This is a genomic window from Pseudoalteromonas sp. 2CM41L, assembly GCF_023161905.1.
In the GTDB taxonomy this organism is placed as follows: Bacteria; Pseudomonadota; Gammaproteobacteria; order Enterobacterales; family Alteromonadaceae; genus Pseudoalteromonas; species Pseudoalteromonas atlantica.
In genome coordinates this window covers 346,828-363,006 of sequence record NZ_JALNTN010000001.1, presented here as the reverse complement: position 1 = coordinate 363,006, position 16,179 = coordinate 346,828, and the positions used below count along the sequence as shown (strand labels likewise).

The window sequence follows — 16,179 nt, the reverse complement described above, 5'->3', positions numbered from 1 at the left end:
CTTAAATTGGGTTATTCACTTATTCAATTACTAAGCCTGGCGCTAAAGTTTGTGGCAGGTTTACCTTATCGGCCTCAACTGATGCTACAGGGTAGGCACAATAATCAGCGGCATAATACGCACTGGCTCGGTGGTTACCACTTGCGCCTATGCCACCAAACGGTGCTGCACTAGAGGCACCCGTAATAGGGCGGTTCCAGTTGACAATGCCGGCACGAATGCGCTTTAAAAAGTGGCTGTAATCATCTTCGTTATCGCCAAGTAAGCCTGCTGATAAACCAAAGCTGGTGTTATTAGCCTCTGCTATTGCGCTGTCAAAGTCGTTGTAGCGATACACTTTTATAAGCGGGCCAAAGTGTTCTTCATCGGCCATGTTTGTAATGTTAGTTACATCAATAATACCTGGGCTTACAAACCCAGTGCCTGCTTTTAGCTGCTTAAGCTCAACAAGTATTTCGCCACCACTTGCAACTAATTCTTTTTGCGCTGCAACCATGCCTAAGGCGGCTTTTTCGCTGATCATGGCACCCATAAATGGTTGATCGCTTGCAAAGCTGTCATCAACAACAATGTTTTTAGTTGCGCTAATCAGTTTTTCTAAAATAGCATCGCCATTGAGCGATTTCTCAATAAACACGCGGCGTGCACAGGTACAGCGCTGGCCAGAAGTAATAAAGCCCGATTGAATAATATCGTGCACTGCAGCGCTTACATCGGCTACATTTTTAACGATTAATGGGTTATTACCGCCCATTTCAAGCGCTAATATTTTACCTGGGTGGCCTGCAAACTGTTTATGTAATAAATGGCCGGTGTTTGAGCTGCCGGTAAAAAATAAGCCGTCTATGTTTTGATGCGAAGCAAGAGCTTTACCTGTTTCTACTTCACCTTGCACTAGGTTAATAACACCTGCTGGTAAGCCTGCTTTTAACCAAAGTGATAAAGTAAATTCAGCAACGTGAGGAGTTAGTTCAGACGGTTTAAATACCACGGTGTTACCCGCTAAAATAGCCGGTACAATATGGCCATTAGGTAAATGCCCAGGAAAGTTATACGGGCCAAATATAGCCACAACGCCGTGTGGTTTATGGCGTATAAAGGCTTTAGCACCCGGCATTGGGTTTTCAGTGGTGCCGGTACGCTCGTTGTACGCTTTAATCGAAATGGCCACTTTACCTGTCATAGCGCCTACTTCTGTGCGTGTTTCCCAAAGAGGCTTGCCGGTTTCGCGCGCTATAATGGCTGCAAATTCTTCGCTGTGCTCTTTTAATTGTGCTACAAAGTTTTCAAGTATGGTTATACGCGACTCAATAGGCGTATCTGCCCATTGTACTTGTGCGGCTCTAGCTGCATTGATTGCAGCATCTACTTGCTCAGCTGTTGCGCCATTACCTTGCCATACAACTTTGCCGTTACTCGGATTAACAGAGCTAAAAGCGGGGCCTTGGCCTGAATGCCATTGGTTATTTATAAGGTGTGTGTTCATATTTGTTTTACAGGCGGAAAAAACGCGCTGCATCTCCTTGGGATAAATTAAGGGCATCAGCCACTTCTTGGCTTATTACTAATGTGTGTTTAGCGTGGTTATAATGGGCGTGCTGGGTAAAGGTTGCTCTAAACCGACTTACACCTTGATTGCAAACGGCTAAAGTATCTGAGCTGTGCTGGCTAATATGTTCCAGCTCGCCAATAGTAATAGGGCAAACTTGAGATTCACGAATACTGCGAATATTACCAAGCTTGGCTTCTACCGTTGGGCCTGCATCAAACAAATCAACGTAGCCACGGTGCTCAAAACCTTCTTTTTCGAGCAGTTTAAGTGCCGGTTTAGTTTTTTCATGCACGTTGCCAATCACTGCTTGGGCTTTTTTACTTAGTAGATTGACGTAAATAGGGTATTTAGGCATTAACTCACTAATAAACACTTTATCGCCAAGCCCTACTAAATGATCGGCCTTGGGAAACTCAATACTAAAAAAGTGCTCTTGCAGCCACTGCCAAAACGGTGAATGACCATCTTCGTCACTTACGCCGCGCATTTCAGCAATCACGGTATCGGCAAAACGCTCGCTGTGCTGCGCCATAAATAAAAAGCGTGAGCGTGATAAAAAGCGCCCAGTTAAGCCTTTACGGCTGTTTTCGCGCAAAAACAAAGTACATATTTCAGAGCATCCGGTGTAATCGTTACACATGCTTAAAATATCAACGGTGTTATAAACATTAAGTGTAGGCGAGTGGTGTACTGTTTTACCTAAATGGTAATGATAAAGCGGCACCGATAAGCCAACAGCGGCTTCTATGGCAGTTGTGCCAATAACCTCACCTGTTTCGCTATCTTCTAAAACAAATAAGTAGCTTTCATCGAGTGGCTGATTGATATTTTTAGCAAAGCTTTTTTCGGCGCGGTCTATTTTGTCTTTTAATTGCTGATCGTCCACCGGAAGTGAGGTAAACCCATGGCCCGATTCAATCGCAATTTGCTTAAGTGCAGCAAAGTCTTCAGTGGTAATAGGACGTAATACTTGCATTTATTACTTGCTCCAACAGCGCGCCCTAAGGCGCGCTTAATTAAATTAGCCGTTTACTACGTCGCTTACTGCTTTTTCAAAGCGTGCTAGGCCTTCTTTAATATCTTCAAATGGAATAACTAAAGAAGGGGTAAAACGAATAACATTCATGCCTGCAACAAGGTTCATTAAACCATTGTTAGCACTGGCAACTAAAAAGTCACGTGCGCGGCCTTCAAATTTATCGTTTAATACCGCACCAATAAGTAAACCTTTACCACGTACTTCGCTAAATACGTTGTATTTTTCGTTAATTGCACTTAAGCCATCGCGAAATAGTTGTTCACGCTCTTTAACGCCGTTGAGTACATCCGGTGTGTTTACGGTGTCAAATGCAGCTTCTGCTACTGCACAAGCTAGTGGGTTACCACCGTACGTAGAGCCATGCGTACCTACTTTTAAGTGCTCTGCGATATGAGTACGAGTGATCATAGCGCCAATAGGAAAACCACCGCCTAACGCTTTAGCTGTCGTTAAAATATCGGGCACTACACCTAAACCTTCGTAAGCGTATAAATCGCCAGTGCGGCCAACGCCTGTTTGTACTTCATCAAAAATTAGCAGTGCATTGTGCTTGGTACATAACTCGCGTACTTTTTTAGCAAATTCATCTGTTGGTGAAATAATGCCGCCTTCACCTTGTAGTGGCTCCATCATTACGGCACATGTTTTATCGCTAATAAGTGCTTCAAATGCTGCAATGTCGTTATAATCACAATGCATAATGTCGCCAGGTTTAGGGCCAAAGCCATCAGAGTAAGCAGCTTGTCCGCCCACCGTTACAGTAAAAAATGTACGGCCGTGAAACCCTTTATTAAAGGCAATAATTTGCGATTTTTCTTCGCCGTGTTCGTCAAGTGCAAAACGACGAGCAAGCTTAAGAGCCGCTTCGTTGGCTTCTGCGCCTGAGTTTGCAAAATACACTTTATCAGCAAATGTCGCTTCAACCATTTTTTGTGCTAAACGCAGGGCTGGCTCATTAGTCATCACATTTGATAAGTGCCAAATTTTCTCGCCTTGGTCTTTTAAAGCAGATACAAGCGCTGGGTGACAGTGGCCTAAACAATTAACAGCAATACCGCCTGCAAAATCAATAAACTCATTGTTATTTTGATCCCACACACGTGAGCCTTCGCCGCGCACTGGAATAACTGCCGACGGATTGTAGTTTGGCACCATTACATCGTTAAATAAGTCTCTTGTTACTTGCATTATGTACACCTAAAAATTGTGAATATTGAATAAAGATTAGCAAAATAAAAACGTTAGCGTTTTCTCAGCTAGGTAATTTTTGTTATTAAGCACTATTATCGAAGGTTGCAGGTTAAATTTGCAGTGCTATTTTGTGAAAAATGATTACAATAAAAGTCAAAATAACGAAATTAATAAGCAATATGATAACTCCACAAGACGAAAAGCTACTTTCAATTTTAAAAACCAATGCAAGAGCCAGTATTTCTGACTTGGCACGCATGCTTAATTTATCGCGCTCTACCGTGCAAAGCCGTATGTTAAAACTTGAAGAAACAGGAGTTATAAAAGGCTATAGCGTAGATTACGGTGAAGACTATTTGACCAGTATGGTCTCGGCTCATGTATCTATAAAGGTGATGCAAAAACTCACCACTAAAACCAATTTAGAACTTAAACAAATTGATGCTATTTCCCAGCTTTATGCCATAAGTGGGGAGTTTGATTTAATTGCTGTAGTGCAAGCGCAAAACTTAGAAAAGCTAAGCCATTTACTTGATGATATAGGTAATTTAGATGGGGTAGAGCGCACAACATCGTCAGTGATTTTAGAAACAAAATTTAAGCGTTAAAGTTATGTGTTACTGAAGCGAAAGGTTACCTATTGATTTAACTTAATATTTAATTTTATCGAAGTTAGATATTTTGGCAAAGCCTTACTATACTAATTGTAATTAACACAATTATTTAGCAATGGATTATGCCCACAACGTTATTTTTTGCACTTTTAACTTTAACTGAACCCTTAAAATTTGGTACCAATGTATCGCTTACAACACCAGATAATGCGGTTAACCAAGTGCAATGCATTTTACACAATATGGATATGCCATTTGAGTTGCAATCGTTACCTTGGCTGAGGGCTCGTCGCGAGGTAAAACAAGATAGGTTGGATGGGTATTTTACAACGCATTTAACCTCTGAGATGAGCCAGTATGGTAAGTTGTCATCACCTATTTACCTAGAAAATTGGTACTGGTTTACTCACCCCGATAGCGTTAATAAAGACCCGAAAAAATTACGTTATGGCGTGGTCCATGGCAGTTATCAGGCTAATTGGTTTAAAACGCAAAATATTACCTCGTTAGTTGAAGTAAACTCGCTAGAAGAAATAGTAAACGTCCTTCACCATCATAGAGTAGACAAAGTATTACTTGATTTAGATGATTTTAATAATGCTGCCGATCACTTAGGTATTGACGCATCTGCCTATCCGCGCTCATTTTATCGTTATGTGCCTTTAGGTGTTTTTGCTGCTAATAAGCTTATTAATTCGCACCCTTCTTTTTTAGAAAAATTCGATGAAACGATTCCTCAATGTGCCCCGGCACCGTTTTATTTATCACAGGGCGAACAAGTACAAATACTAAATACATTGTTAGAGCCAATAAAGGCGTTAATTTCACAGCCCATAATTACCGATGCCGCGGCGCAAAGTAACCATATAAAGCTTACTAACAAAGCGCTTAAACTCGCTGACGAGCTTTGGATAAAAGAAGTTAAAACACATCAACATGATTTAGCTAAAAATATGCTATTTACTGATGCTTCATTATATTTAAAACAATGGCAAAGGCAGTTCAAAGGCATAATTACCGAAACTATAGTGACAGATAAGCAAGGTAAAAATGTGGCTATAAGCAAAATCACCAGCGATTATTGGCAAGGGGATGAGAATAAATTTAGCTTCGTATACCAGCAGTCTTTAGCGTATCGCTTTGACAGTGTTGAATATGATGCCTCAACACATCATTTTCAGGTGCAATTAAGTTTACCGATAAAAAATGCCAAGGGCGATCATATTGGTGTTATTATTTTGGGAGTTGATGTAGAAAAAGCGCTGCACTCATTTAATAACAACGCATTAAATTAATAGCGTGAGCAGCGTTTCATTAAAGCCCACGTGTATAGCAAAATTTTGTGTAAATATTGTATAGCTATTTATTTACAGCAGCCTTTGGCGCTTGTCTGATAACGGTTTTTTGTGCTTCGTTTAATTTAATAACGTAAGCATTTCCTCCTACCAGCCCTTTAAATTCTTCATCGGTAAAAATAAGCGTATTATCATCATAAAAAGTGATCGCTTCTTTTTGCGTAACAATACCTAAATCGATTCGAGACACATCACCAGAAAAAAACTTGTCGCCTTTAAAGTTTTCGAACAGCCAAATACTTGTAGAATCAAGTAACACAAGTTTAGTCCTGTCAGGGCTAAGAGCAGCGGATGTGATCCAACAGAGTTTTTCTAAAGTTGTGCAAGTTTTAAATGAATCAATCAACTGTGCATCAAAATTGGCTGCATGATCGCCCACTTTATAAACATTGGTTATGCCATCGAAAGGCTCAGTTCTATTTTTGGTAAATAAATATAAATGGCGTTTGTATTCTACAAAGGCTTCTAAATCAAAGTTGCGTTTATTAGGCGTAATGGGAGTGCCGTCCATTTCAGGATAGGTAAACTTAATAATTTCGGCTTCGGTGGTCTCTGTTTTTATGTCTATTGGGTTTTCTATTTTATAGATAGTTAACCACTTTCTGTCGTTTTTATTATTGCCAAAATCACCTAAGAAAAAATGACCAAATTTATTTTGCGTCATGTCTTCCCAGTCTATATTTTTAGCATTCGTAACAAGGATTTCTTTTTCAATAGCGCCATCTTCGCCCAGGCGATAAAGTTTTGGGTCGTCACCGCCATCATTAATCGCCCACAAACGCTTTTTTTTATCAAACTCAATGCCTGAAATTTCTTTTAATTTAGGGTCTACTGATAATTGCTTTTTACTATAAAGGGTATATATAGAAAGGCTTACAAAGGAGGCAAGTGCAATAAATACAATTACCGTAGTAAATAAAATGCTTTTTTTCAACATGAAATTTTTGGTATTTCAGAGACGTAAGATGCTGTGTATTATTACTTAAGCACACTGATAACGAAAGAATTTTATAGGTTAGTGTGAACCTTTATACGATTTTTTACTCAATATATTAATAATGAAAAATGATTAAGTTGGTTTAATACTTGCTGTACATTAGTTTGTCATTAATAAGCGAAAATTTTTATCGTAATCGCACCTTATATGTGCAGCTAAAAACTTTTTTGCACTGTAATAATGCGTAAATAAAAATTTGTTTAAATTACCCGCGTTTAATGATGTTTAAATGCACCCCACATCGCCCTTTAAAGTGTTGTATCGGCCCTGTGGCAAAGATTAAGTACCCATTTTGGTTTAGTTGGAGCCTACTATGTTGAATAAACGTTTTTTCAAAACAAAAAATGAAGCTGAAGTTACCTTTGAATTTACCCACCCTGATGCAGAGCAAGTAAGTTTACTTGGCGAATTTACCGATTGGCAGCCAGTGCCTATGAAGCTTAATAAAAAAGAAGGGGTATTTAAATGTAAGCAACGCTTGCCAGTTGATCAGCAGTTTCATTTTCGTTATTTAATTAATGGTGATATTTGGGATAACGACCACCAAGCAGATGACTACCTACCTAATACATTTGGCACAGAAAATAGCATAGTGAACACTCAACGCATAAATTAAGGCGAGTAAATGGACGCACTTTCGCAGTTGTTTTATCTGCACGGTATCGGTTATGAGTTTACTAAATACACGGGCGAGCAGGTTATATTTAGCGAAGACACGCGCAAACGTGCCTTACAATGTTGTGGTGTAAATACCGAAGATGAACACCAAATAGCACAGCTTAATTATCAATTAGATGTTGCGCCTTGGTTAGAGTTAGCACCCGATACCAGCTTAGTGAATTTAACTGATAACCTTTTTTATATTCGCATAGATGAGCGTCAACGTGATTTACCTGTTGCGATAACGTTGCCAAAGTTAAACGTTACCTATGAGCGTGCTAATTTACATAATTTGGCCATCACTGGCGATTACTATGTACATGGCGTGCGTTATATTGAAGTAGCAGTGCCGTTAGGGGCTATTCCGGTAGGTTATCATCAGGCGCTGGTTAGTGTAGGGGAGCAAAGCAAAGAGATTCAATTGTGGGCCACTCCAGAAAAAGTTTTTCAAGTAGATGATACTAAGCGCACTGGGCTTTCGCTGCAGTTGTACACAGTTAAAAACAAAGCAGGCCTAGGTGTAGGGGATTTTAATGATTTACTAGAGCTATGTGATTTATGTGCTCAGCAGCACATGGACTACATATTACTCAACCCGTTACATTTGCTGTTTGCACAGCAAAGTGAGCGAGCCAGTCCCTATAGCCCTAATAGCCGTGCGTTATTAAATCCTTTGTACATTTGTGTTGAACTATCAGCTGATGCTAAAAACAATCCACAATTAGATGCTTTGTTACACAGTGATGAGGTAAAAGCGCTTTTTAACAGCAATGAACAGTTTATAAATTATGAAAAAGTAAGCGCCGTTAAATATGCATTATTTAAAGCGCTATTTAGTCATTTTGAAGCACATGCCAGCGCTTCACGACGCGATGAGTTTGCCCAGTTTTGCAAACAAAACGCCCAGACCCTAACTACGCTAAATTCAGCCAATCCTACCTTTGATTACTACTTACAATGGCAGGCTAAATTACAATTAAGCCATTGTCAGCAGCACTGTTTAAATAAAGGCATGGCAATAGGTTTAATTAATGACCTTGCTGTTGGTTGTGCAGGTGATGGCGTTGAGTATCAATCTCAGCAATCACTTTTTAGTGATAATGCCAATGTTGGCGCGCCGCCAGACCCTTGGGCGCAAGCAGGGCAAAATTGGGGGCTGCCTGCGCTTAACCCGCAACAATTAAAAAATGATCACTTTGCCTTTTATCGCTCACTTATTAGCGCAAACATGCAAGGCGTTGGCGGTTTGCGCATTGATCACGTTATGGCACTAAGGCGCTTATGGTGGTGCTTTGAAAATAACCATACACAAGATGGCTGTTATGTTTATTACCCTTTCGAACACTTATTGGCTATTTTAAAAATAGAGTCTCACCTTAATCAGTGCATAGTAATAGGTGAAGACTTAGGCATAGTCCCGCCCGAGGTAAAACACGCACTTGCTGCAAGTGGTATTTATTCAAATAGCTTATTTTATTTTGAAAAACAACATGATGGTGAGTTTTTACCGTTACACGAATTACCTAAGCATTGTTTAATTATGATAGCGAATCATGACGTACCGCCATTTTGCGGCTGGTGGCAAACAGATGATTTAGATATTAAACGTCAGTATCAGCTTATTGATGATCAGCAGTACCAACAGCAATTGCACGAACGACAACAAGAAAAACAACGATTACTGCGTTTTATACAGTTACATAGCGCAGAGCAACTTAGCGAAACTAGCGATGCTATGTGTGTTTACGGTGAACTTGCCAAAGCACTTGCACGCAGTGAGACCCGTTTATTTGCACTTCAGCTTGATGATTTAGATAAACAAACGTATCCGGTGAATATACCCGGTACTAATACCGAATACCCAAATTGGCGCCGTGTTTTAACTCATTCAAGCAACGCTATTTTTAAAAATAATGCCAGTACCTTGGCTGCAGTTAATTCAATAAGGAAAGGATATGAGTAGTACCGCACCAAAGGATTCATTACAGACCCATTACGACGCACAGGTAACTGCACTTCAAGGCGGCAGATTTAAAGACCCTTTTAGTTTTTTAGGGGCGCATGCTTATAAAAATGGCTACGAAATACGCGTGTATTTACCCGCAGCTAAAAATGTAAATATTATTATTAATGATAAAAAAGTTATTGCTAAGCGTTATAACAGTAGCGATTTATTCATTGCAACAAGCAACGAAATGCCCACGCAACCTTATAAGTGTTACGTTGAATATGCAAACTCAGCATTATGTTTTTACGATGAATATAGCTTTGCAAGCAGCCTAGATACGGATGCAATGTATTTATTTAACGAAGGCAGTTTAGAGCATGCATATAAACATTTAGGCGCACACTTTATTAATCAACAAGGGGTTGATGGAGTGCGTTTTTGTGTGTGGGCGCCAAATGCAGCCAGTGTATCTGTTATTGGTGAGTTTAACCTTTGGCAAGCTAATCGTCATTATATGCGCTTTCATCCTGCATGTGGTGTGTGGGAGCTTTTTATCGCAGGGCTTCAGCCCGATACCTGTTATAAATTTTCTATTGTGACACAGCAAGGCGATGTGCTTGAAAAAGCAGATCCGTTTGCCTTTAAAATGCAGCAAGCTCCGGGTACGGCCAGTGTATTACAACAGCAAGCAGCGGCTATTTCGCTCAGTGATAGCGAGCTTAAAAATCGTCAAAAGCGTAACCATATAGACGCGCCGGTAAGTATTTACGAAGTTCACTTGGGTTCATGGCAAAGGGCTGAGGAAAACCGCTATTTAAGCTATAGCGAACTTGCCGACAAACTGGTTAATTACACGCTTGAAATGGGCTTTACGCATATTCAATTAATGCCAATAAGTGAATATCCGTTTGATGGCTCTTGGGGTTACCAGCCGGTGGGTTTATTTGCACCAACTAGTCGCTTTGGTGATTACAGCAGTTTTAAATACTTTGTTCAGCAGTGCCACAAAGCAAACTTAGGCGTGCTACTTGATTGGGTGCCGGGGCATTTTCCTAGTGATCCACATGGTTTACACCACTTTGACGGCACGCATTTATTTGAACATGCCGATATTCGACAGGGCTTTCATCCTGATTGGAATACCTATATTTATAATTACGACCGCCCGGAGGTTAAAAGCTTTTTAATCTCTAATGCGATGTATTGGCTAGAGCAATTTGGCCTAGATGGACTGCGCGTAGATGCGGTGGCTTCAATGCTTTATTTAGATTACAGCCGCAAAGAAGGTGAATGGGTTGCCAATTGTTATGGTGGGCGAGAAAACCTAGGCGCTATTGAGTGCTTAAAGCAGGTAAATTTGCGTAGTTATAAAAATAATCAGGGCATTATGATGGTGGCTGAAGAGTCGACCGCGTGGCCGGGAGTCACTCAAAGTGTTGATCACAATGGCTTAGGTTTTGGCTACAAATGGAATATGGGGTGGATGAACGACAGCCTTCATTACATGCAACATGACCCGCTTTATAGGCAGCATCATCATCACGAAATGACGTTTTCTATGGTGTACGCATTTAGTGAAAATTATATTTTACCGCTAAGTCATGACGAAGTTGTACATGGTAAAGGCTCATTAATTGAAAAAATGCCTGGTGATGATTGGCAAAAATTTGCCAATCTACGTGCGTATTACGCATTTATGTGGGCGCACCCAGGCAAAAAGCTGCTGTTTATGGGCGGCGAAATAGCACAGCGAAAAGAGTGGGATCACAATCATTCTATTGATTGGCATTTGCTAGAGCATAAAAGCCACCGCGGTATACAAAACACTGTACAAGCGCTTAATACTGTTTATAAAAAGTCGCCTGCACTGTATGAACTGGACTCAAGCCCTGCGGGTTTTGAATGGATAGATAACAACAATAATGAGCAAAGTATATTTAGTTTTGTACGTTATGCTAAAAATGCCCACGACTTTATTGTAGTAGTAGCAAACTTTACGCCTGTTTCTTATCAAGAGTATGAAATTGGGGTACCCGCAGCGGGTAAATATAAGGTTATTTTAAACACCGATGATGACGCTTTTTTTGGCTCAGGTATTAAAGTAACAGCAAACAAAAACGCCACGGTTAGTAGCGTTAAGGCAAGCGCTCATGGCTTTTCGCATAGCATTAAAATTGCAATGGGCGGGTTAACGAGTATTTATTTACAAAAGGTTGAAGATGAGTAATCGATTTGAGGTTTCACATGGGCAACCACATCCACTTGGCGCAACTATTAGCAGTGGCGGCGTTAACTTTAGCTTGTACGCACCTAAAGCAACACAAGCTTATGTGTGCTTATTTGATAAAAGTGGGCACTCTGAAATATTAAAAGTAACCATGCATATCAACGAAGGCGGTATATGGACAGCCCATGTAGCGCCATTAGCCGAAGGCGCATTATATGGGTATCGCGTAGAAGGGGAGTACAGTCCTGAAAAAGGCCTGCTGTTTAACGAGCACAAGTTGCTGATTGACCCTTATGCAAAAGACTTATTTGGCGAATTCACATGGAGTGAGCGCCACTATGGGCAAATGCCTATTGGCACGAAAAGCACCGTTAATAATGCCATTGATATACCTAAATCACGGGTTGTTAATAGCCAGCCTTATAAACACAAAAAGCCAAACCATAGCTGGTCTAATACCGTTGTTTATGAGTGCCATGTAAAAGGCGCCACGTGCCGACACCCTAATATCCCTAAAAATTTACAAGGTAAGTTTTTAGGCTTAAGCCACCCTAGCTTTATTGAGCATTTGCATAATTTAGGGGTCACCGCACTAGAGCTGCTCCCTGTACATGCTTTTATAAGTGAGCAGTTTTTAACGGCAAAAGGGCTGCAAAATTATTGGGGCTACAACACACTCAACTTTTTTACTCCGCATAAAGATTATTTAGTTGATGATGACATTAACGAATTTAAGCGCATGGTTAGCGAGCTTCATAAAGCGGATATAGAGGTTATTTTAGATGTGGTTTATAACCACACCGCAGAAGCGGGCGCCGATGGGCCGATTTTATCTCTCAGAGGGCTAGATAACCTAGCTTATTACCGAACGGTGGCTGATAAGCCTCAGGTGTATATAAACGATACCGGCTGCGGTAACACCATTAATATTGATCATCCTAAAACCTTAAAGCTGGTACTTGATAGCTTACGTTATTGGGTGCAAGTAATGGGAGTAGACGGATTTAGGTTTGATTTAGCCACCATTTTAGGCCGAAATGCCCATGGTTTTAATAGCGCCCATGCGTTTTTTCAAGCCATTGAACAAGACCCTGTATTGAGTCGTGTAAAGCTTATTAGTGAGCCCTGGGATATAGGGCCAGGTGGCTATCAGCTAGGGGCTTTTGCTGCACCTTGGCGAGAGTGGAATGACCAATACAGAGATGTCATACGCCGATTTTGGCAAAGCGAAGAAGGCGTTATTGCAAATGTAGCAAAACGTATTCATGGCTCATTTGATATTTTTGAGCACAGCCAGCGCGGGCCGCTAAACAGTATTAATTTTATTACCAGCCATGATGGTTTTACGCTTGCCGATTTGGTGAGTTATGAGCATAAACATAATGAAGCGAATGGCGAGCAAAATCGCGATGGCCACAGCGCTAATCATTCCACCAATTGTGGTGTTGAAGGGTTTACTAATGATGCCAAAATTATTGCCCTAAGGCGGCAGCAACAAAAGAACTTTTTACTTACGCTAATACTCTCAAAAGGGGTGCCTATGATTGCCTCAGGCAGTGAAATGGGTCACTCGCAAGGGGGCAATAATAATGCGTATTGTCAAAATAACCGCACCAGCTGGTTGGCATGGAAAGACTCACAGCTAAATCATTCACTAACCCGATTTATTGACGATGCACTAAAAATAAGGCGTGGTCACAGTGCGTTTAAACACAGTGTGTTTTCAGAAGATATTGACGAGCGCTTTACGGTTAAATGGTTTACCGAGCAAGGCGTAAAAATGACCAACGAGCATTGGCACGAGCCACAGCGCCAGTTTTTAATGTATAGCTTGTTAGATAAGCAAAATAAATACGCCTTATTAATCATTTTAAATGCGAGTAAAAAAACAGTTTTTTGTAAGTTACCCCCATCGCCTATCGCGGCGCAATGGGAGATGGTTTTATCAAGTGTACATAACGCATCGGTGAGTAGTAAAGAGGATGCAATAGTCGAAATTTCAGCACAAAGCAGCTGGGTTTTTAGTGCAAATTTAGAGGACGATGGTCATGTCTAAGCAAGACGAAAATGTGTGTGTGGTAAAAGGGTGGCAAGAAGGCCCTGTAATTGATGAAAGCACTTTAAAAGATGATTTAACTCGGCACTTTTATTACAGTTTAGGGCGTGACAAAGTGGGTGAGTCGCAACTGTATTTATATCATGCGCTTGCGCTGACAATCAGAGATCGGCTGGTTGCACGTTGCAGAGAAACCAAACAACAAATCAAGCAAGAAAAACGCCGTAAAACCGCTTACCTATCGCTAGAATTTTTAATGGGTAGAGCACTTGGTAATGCAATTTTAAATCTCGACTTAGACGAACAAGTCTCCAGTGCACTGCAAGAGTATTGCACCACAATTGAAACCGTAGCCCAGGCAGAGCACGATGCAGGGCTAGGTAATGGTGGCCTTGGGCGTTTAGCTGCCTGCTTTTTAGATAGTTGTGCAAGCCTTGCGCTTCCCGTGGTTGGTTACGGTATTCGCTACGAATACGGTATGTTTAACCAATCATTAAAAAATGGCCACCAGGTTGAGCAACCCGATAACTGGCTTCGTGAGGGGCACCCGTGGGAGCTTGCCGCGCCTGAGCAATCACAACGAGTGAAGTTTTTTGGGCACGTACAAAGTTATACCGACAAACATGGGCGCGAACACCGTCAATGGGTTGGTTGTCACGACGTATTAGCTGTGCCATATGATGTGCCTATTCCTGGTTATAAAAACGACATTGTTAATACGCTAAGGCTATGGAAATCAGAAGCGACCGACGAATTTAATTTAACCGAGTTTAATGCGGGGAGTTATTCAGAAGCGGTAGCGCAAAAAAACCTAGCAGAACAAATCACAATGGTGCTTTACCCAAATGACAGCAGTGAAAATGGTAAAGAGCTTAGATTACGTCAACAGTACTTTTTATCATCAGCGAGTATTCAAGATATTGTATCGCAATGGGTTGAACAATACGGCGAAGACTTTAGTGACTTTGCTGCACATCATGTGTTTCAATTAAATGATACGCATCCAAGTATTGCCGTGGCAGAGTTAATGCGCATTTTAGTTGATGACTACGAGCTTGATTGGGATAACGCTTGGGAAATTACAACCAGCACAATGGCTTACACTAACCACACGCTATTGCCAGAGGCATTAGAAAAATGGTCAGTGCCGCTTTTTGCAAAACTATTGCCGCGAATTTTAGAAATTATTTATGAAATAAACGCTCGCTTTTTAGCGCAAGTGGCTCAGCATTGGCCAGGCGATGCAAGTAAGCAGCGTGCGCTTTCGTTAATTGAAGAAGGCGACGTGCCGCAAATACGCATGGCTTATTTAGCAATTGTGGGCAGCTATTCGGTAAATGGTGTGGCCGCGCTACATACCCAACTTTTAAAAGAAGGGCTATTTAAAACCTTTTATGAGCTTTGGCCTAACAAGTTTAATAATAAAACCAACGGGGTTACCCCAAGGCGTTGGTTAGCACACTGCAACCCGGCCTTGAGTCATTTAATTACAGAAAAAATTGGCTCAAAATGGGTTAGCGATTTTGCAGATATAAGCCAATTACGCCGCTACTTCGACGACACCGCATTTCATCAGCAATGGCAAAATGTTAAACGCGAAAACAAACAACGTCTCGTCGATTTGGTGAAAGAGCGCTGTGGTGTTGATTTTGATGTAGAGATGATGTTTGACGTACAAGTTAAACGTATTCACGAATACAAACGCCAGTTATTAAATGTACTTCATGTTATTCATTTATATGACCGTATACGCCGGGGCGATACTACAAACTTAGTACCTCGTTGTGTGCTTTTAGGGGGTAAAGCTGCCCCTGGTTATTACATGGCTAAAAAAATAATTAAGTTAATTAATAACGTAGCTGAGGTTATTAATAAAGACCCACTTGCAGCGCCTTATTTACGAGTTGCGTTTTTGCCAAATTATAATGTAACCGCAATGGAAACTATTTGCCCTGCAACCGATTTATCAGAGCAAGTATCGACCGCAGGTAAAGAAGCATCAGGCACTGGTAACATGAAGTTTATGATGAATGGTGCGCTTACTATTGGTACGTTAGATGGGGCGAATATTGAAATTAGAGACGCTGTTGGCGCTGATAACTTCTTTTTGTTTGGTGCGCAGGCTCATCAAATTGATGATATTAAATCGCGATATAACCCTTCACATTTAATAGAGCAAAACAGCGACCTAAGCCATGTAATGCAATTACTCGAAAGCGGGCAATTTAACCTGTTTGAGCCTAATTTATTTGACGATATTATTAATGCTATTAAAAGCCCTCACGATCCGTGGTTGGTTGCACATGACTTTGAAAGCTATGTGACAGCGCAAAAGCAGGTAGAGGCTGCGTATCAAGACCAAACGCATTGGACGCAAATGAGTATTTTAAATACGGCCGCAAGCGGCATATTTTCAAGCGATAGAACCATAAGCCAATACAGTGAAGATATTTGGCACCTAACCCCCCTAACTATTAGTGAAACAGACTTACACGCAACTACGAGCCATGCCACTAAGAGCACAGACTAAACGGAGAGAG

Annotated in this window: 11 protein-coding genes; 7 read left to right on the top strand and 4 right to left on the bottom strand. The window is 41.0% G+C overall.

Going from position 1 to position 16,179, the window contains the following annotated elements; all coding sequences use genetic code 11:
* Positions 1–19 precede the first annotated feature (19 nt).
* From astD to MTF64_RS01570, 3 genes are read right to left on the bottom strand one after another with little or no spacing between them, the layout of a single operon-like run.
* Entirely contained in the window at positions 20–1,486 is a 1,467-nt protein-coding gene (astD, locus tag MTF64_RS01580) for a succinylglutamate-semialdehyde dehydrogenase (protein WP_248450252.1), read from the bottom strand.
* A gap of 7 nt (positions 1,487–1,493) precedes the next feature.
* Positions 1,494–2,528 carry an arginine N-succinyltransferase gene (astA, locus tag MTF64_RS01575; RefSeq protein ID WP_248450250.1) on the bottom strand — a complete coding sequence of 345 codons (1,035 nt, stop codon included), beginning with the start codon at positions 2,526–2,528 and terminating at the stop codon, positions 1,494–1,496.
* 45 nt (positions 2,529–2,573) lie between these two features.
* Positions 2,574–3,779: an aspartate aminotransferase family protein gene (locus MTF64_RS01570; protein ID WP_248450248.1), complete on the bottom strand. Its 1,206-nt coding sequence runs from the start codon at positions 3,777–3,779 to the stop codon at positions 2,574–2,576.
* A 182-nt stretch (positions 3,780–3,961) separates the two neighbouring features.
* Between MTF64_RS01570 and MTF64_RS01565 the strand changes: the two genes are divergently transcribed.
* Both MTF64_RS01565 and MTF64_RS01560 read left to right on the top strand, forming a co-directional pair.
* Positions 3,962–4,390, top strand: coding sequence for an Lrp/AsnC family transcriptional regulator (locus MTF64_RS01565; protein WP_004586440.1), 429 nt, complete (start codon positions 3,962–3,964; stop codon positions 4,388–4,390).
* A gap of 128 nt (positions 4,391–4,518) precedes the next feature.
* Entirely contained in the window at positions 4,519–5,691 is a 1,173-nt protein-coding gene (locus MTF64_RS01560; RefSeq protein WP_248450246.1) for a cellulose-binding family II protein, read from the top strand.
* Between the two features lie 64 nt (positions 5,692–5,755).
* On the opposite strand, the gene MTF64_RS01555 is transcribed toward MTF64_RS01560, so the two are convergent.
* On the bottom strand, positions 5,756–6,688 hold the full coding sequence (locus MTF64_RS01555; RefSeq protein WP_248443530.1) for a hypothetical protein: 933 nt from the start codon (positions 6,686–6,688) through the stop codon (positions 5,756–5,758).
* 373 nt (positions 6,689–7,061) lie between these two features.
* Here MTF64_RS01555 and MTF64_RS01550 point away from each other — a divergent pair, with 373 nt between their 5' ends.
* From MTF64_RS01550 to MTF64_RS01530, 5 genes are read left to right on the top strand one after another with little or no spacing between them, the layout of a single operon-like run.
* Positions 7,062–7,364: an isoamylase early set domain-containing protein gene (locus tag MTF64_RS01550; protein ID WP_004586437.1), complete on the top strand. Its 303-nt coding sequence runs from the start codon at positions 7,062–7,064 to the stop codon at positions 7,362–7,364.
* Between the two features lie 9 nt (positions 7,365–7,373).
* Positions 7,374–9,371 carry a 4-alpha-glucanotransferase gene (malQ, locus tag MTF64_RS01545; RefSeq protein ID WP_248450244.1) on the top strand — a complete coding sequence of 666 codons (1,998 nt, stop codon included), beginning with the start codon at positions 7,374–7,376 and terminating at the stop codon, positions 9,369–9,371.
* Positions 9,364–11,583, top strand: a complete 2,220-nt coding sequence (glgB, locus tag MTF64_RS01540) for a 1,4-alpha-glucan branching protein GlgB (protein ID WP_248450242.1) — start codon at positions 9,364–9,366, stop codon at positions 11,581–11,583. Before malQ ends, glgB begins: the two co-directional genes overlap by 8 nt.
* Positions 11,576–13,639 (top strand): glycogen debranching protein GlgX, encoded by a 2,064-nt coding sequence (gene glgX / locus MTF64_RS01535; protein WP_248450241.1) that lies wholly within the window; start codon positions 11,576–11,578, stop codon positions 13,637–13,639. Before glgB ends, glgX begins: the two co-directional genes overlap by 8 nt.
* Positions 13,632–16,169, top strand: coding sequence for a glycogen/starch/alpha-glucan phosphorylase (locus MTF64_RS01530; protein WP_248450240.1), 2,538 nt, complete (start codon positions 13,632–13,634; stop codon positions 16,167–16,169). Before glgX ends, MTF64_RS01530 begins: the two co-directional genes overlap by 8 nt.
* Positions 16,170–16,179 lie beyond the last annotated feature (10 nt).

Bases quoted from the DNA above. Each gene is read 5' to 3' on its own strand.
- astD (WP_248450252.1), bottom strand. From the start codon at position 1,486: ATGAACACACACCTTATAAATAACCAATGGCATTCAGGCCAAGGCCCC.
- astA (WP_248450250.1), bottom strand. From the start codon at position 2,528: ATGCAAGTATTACGTCCTATTACCACTGAAGACTTTGCTGCACTTAAG.
- MTF64_RS01570 (WP_248450248.1), bottom strand. From the start codon at position 3,779: ATGCAAGTAACAAGAGACTTATTTAACGATGTAATGGTGCCAAACTAC.
- MTF64_RS01565 (WP_004586440.1), top strand. From the start codon at position 3,962: ATGATAACTCCACAAGACGAAAAGCTACTTTCAATTTTAAAAACCAAT.
- MTF64_RS01560 (WP_248450246.1), top strand. From the start codon at position 4,519: ATGCCCACAACGTTATTTTTTGCACTTTTAACTTTAACTGAACCCTTA.
- MTF64_RS01555 (WP_248443530.1), bottom strand. From the start codon at position 6,688: ATGTTGAAAAAAAGCATTTTATTTACTACGGTAATTGTATTTATTGCA.
- MTF64_RS01550 (WP_004586437.1), top strand. From the start codon at position 7,062: ATGTTGAATAAACGTTTTTTCAAAACAAAAAATGAAGCTGAAGTTACC.
- malQ (WP_248450244.1), top strand. From the start codon at position 7,374: ATGGACGCACTTTCGCAGTTGTTTTATCTGCACGGTATCGGTTATGAG.
- glgB (WP_248450242.1), top strand. From the start codon at position 9,364: ATGAGTAGTACCGCACCAAAGGATTCATTACAGACCCATTACGACGCA.
- glgX (WP_248450241.1), top strand. From the start codon at position 11,576: ATGAGTAATCGATTTGAGGTTTCACATGGGCAACCACATCCACTTGGC.
- MTF64_RS01530 (WP_248450240.1), top strand. From the start codon at position 13,632: ATGTCTAAGCAAGACGAAAATGTGTGTGTGGTAAAAGGGTGGCAAGAA.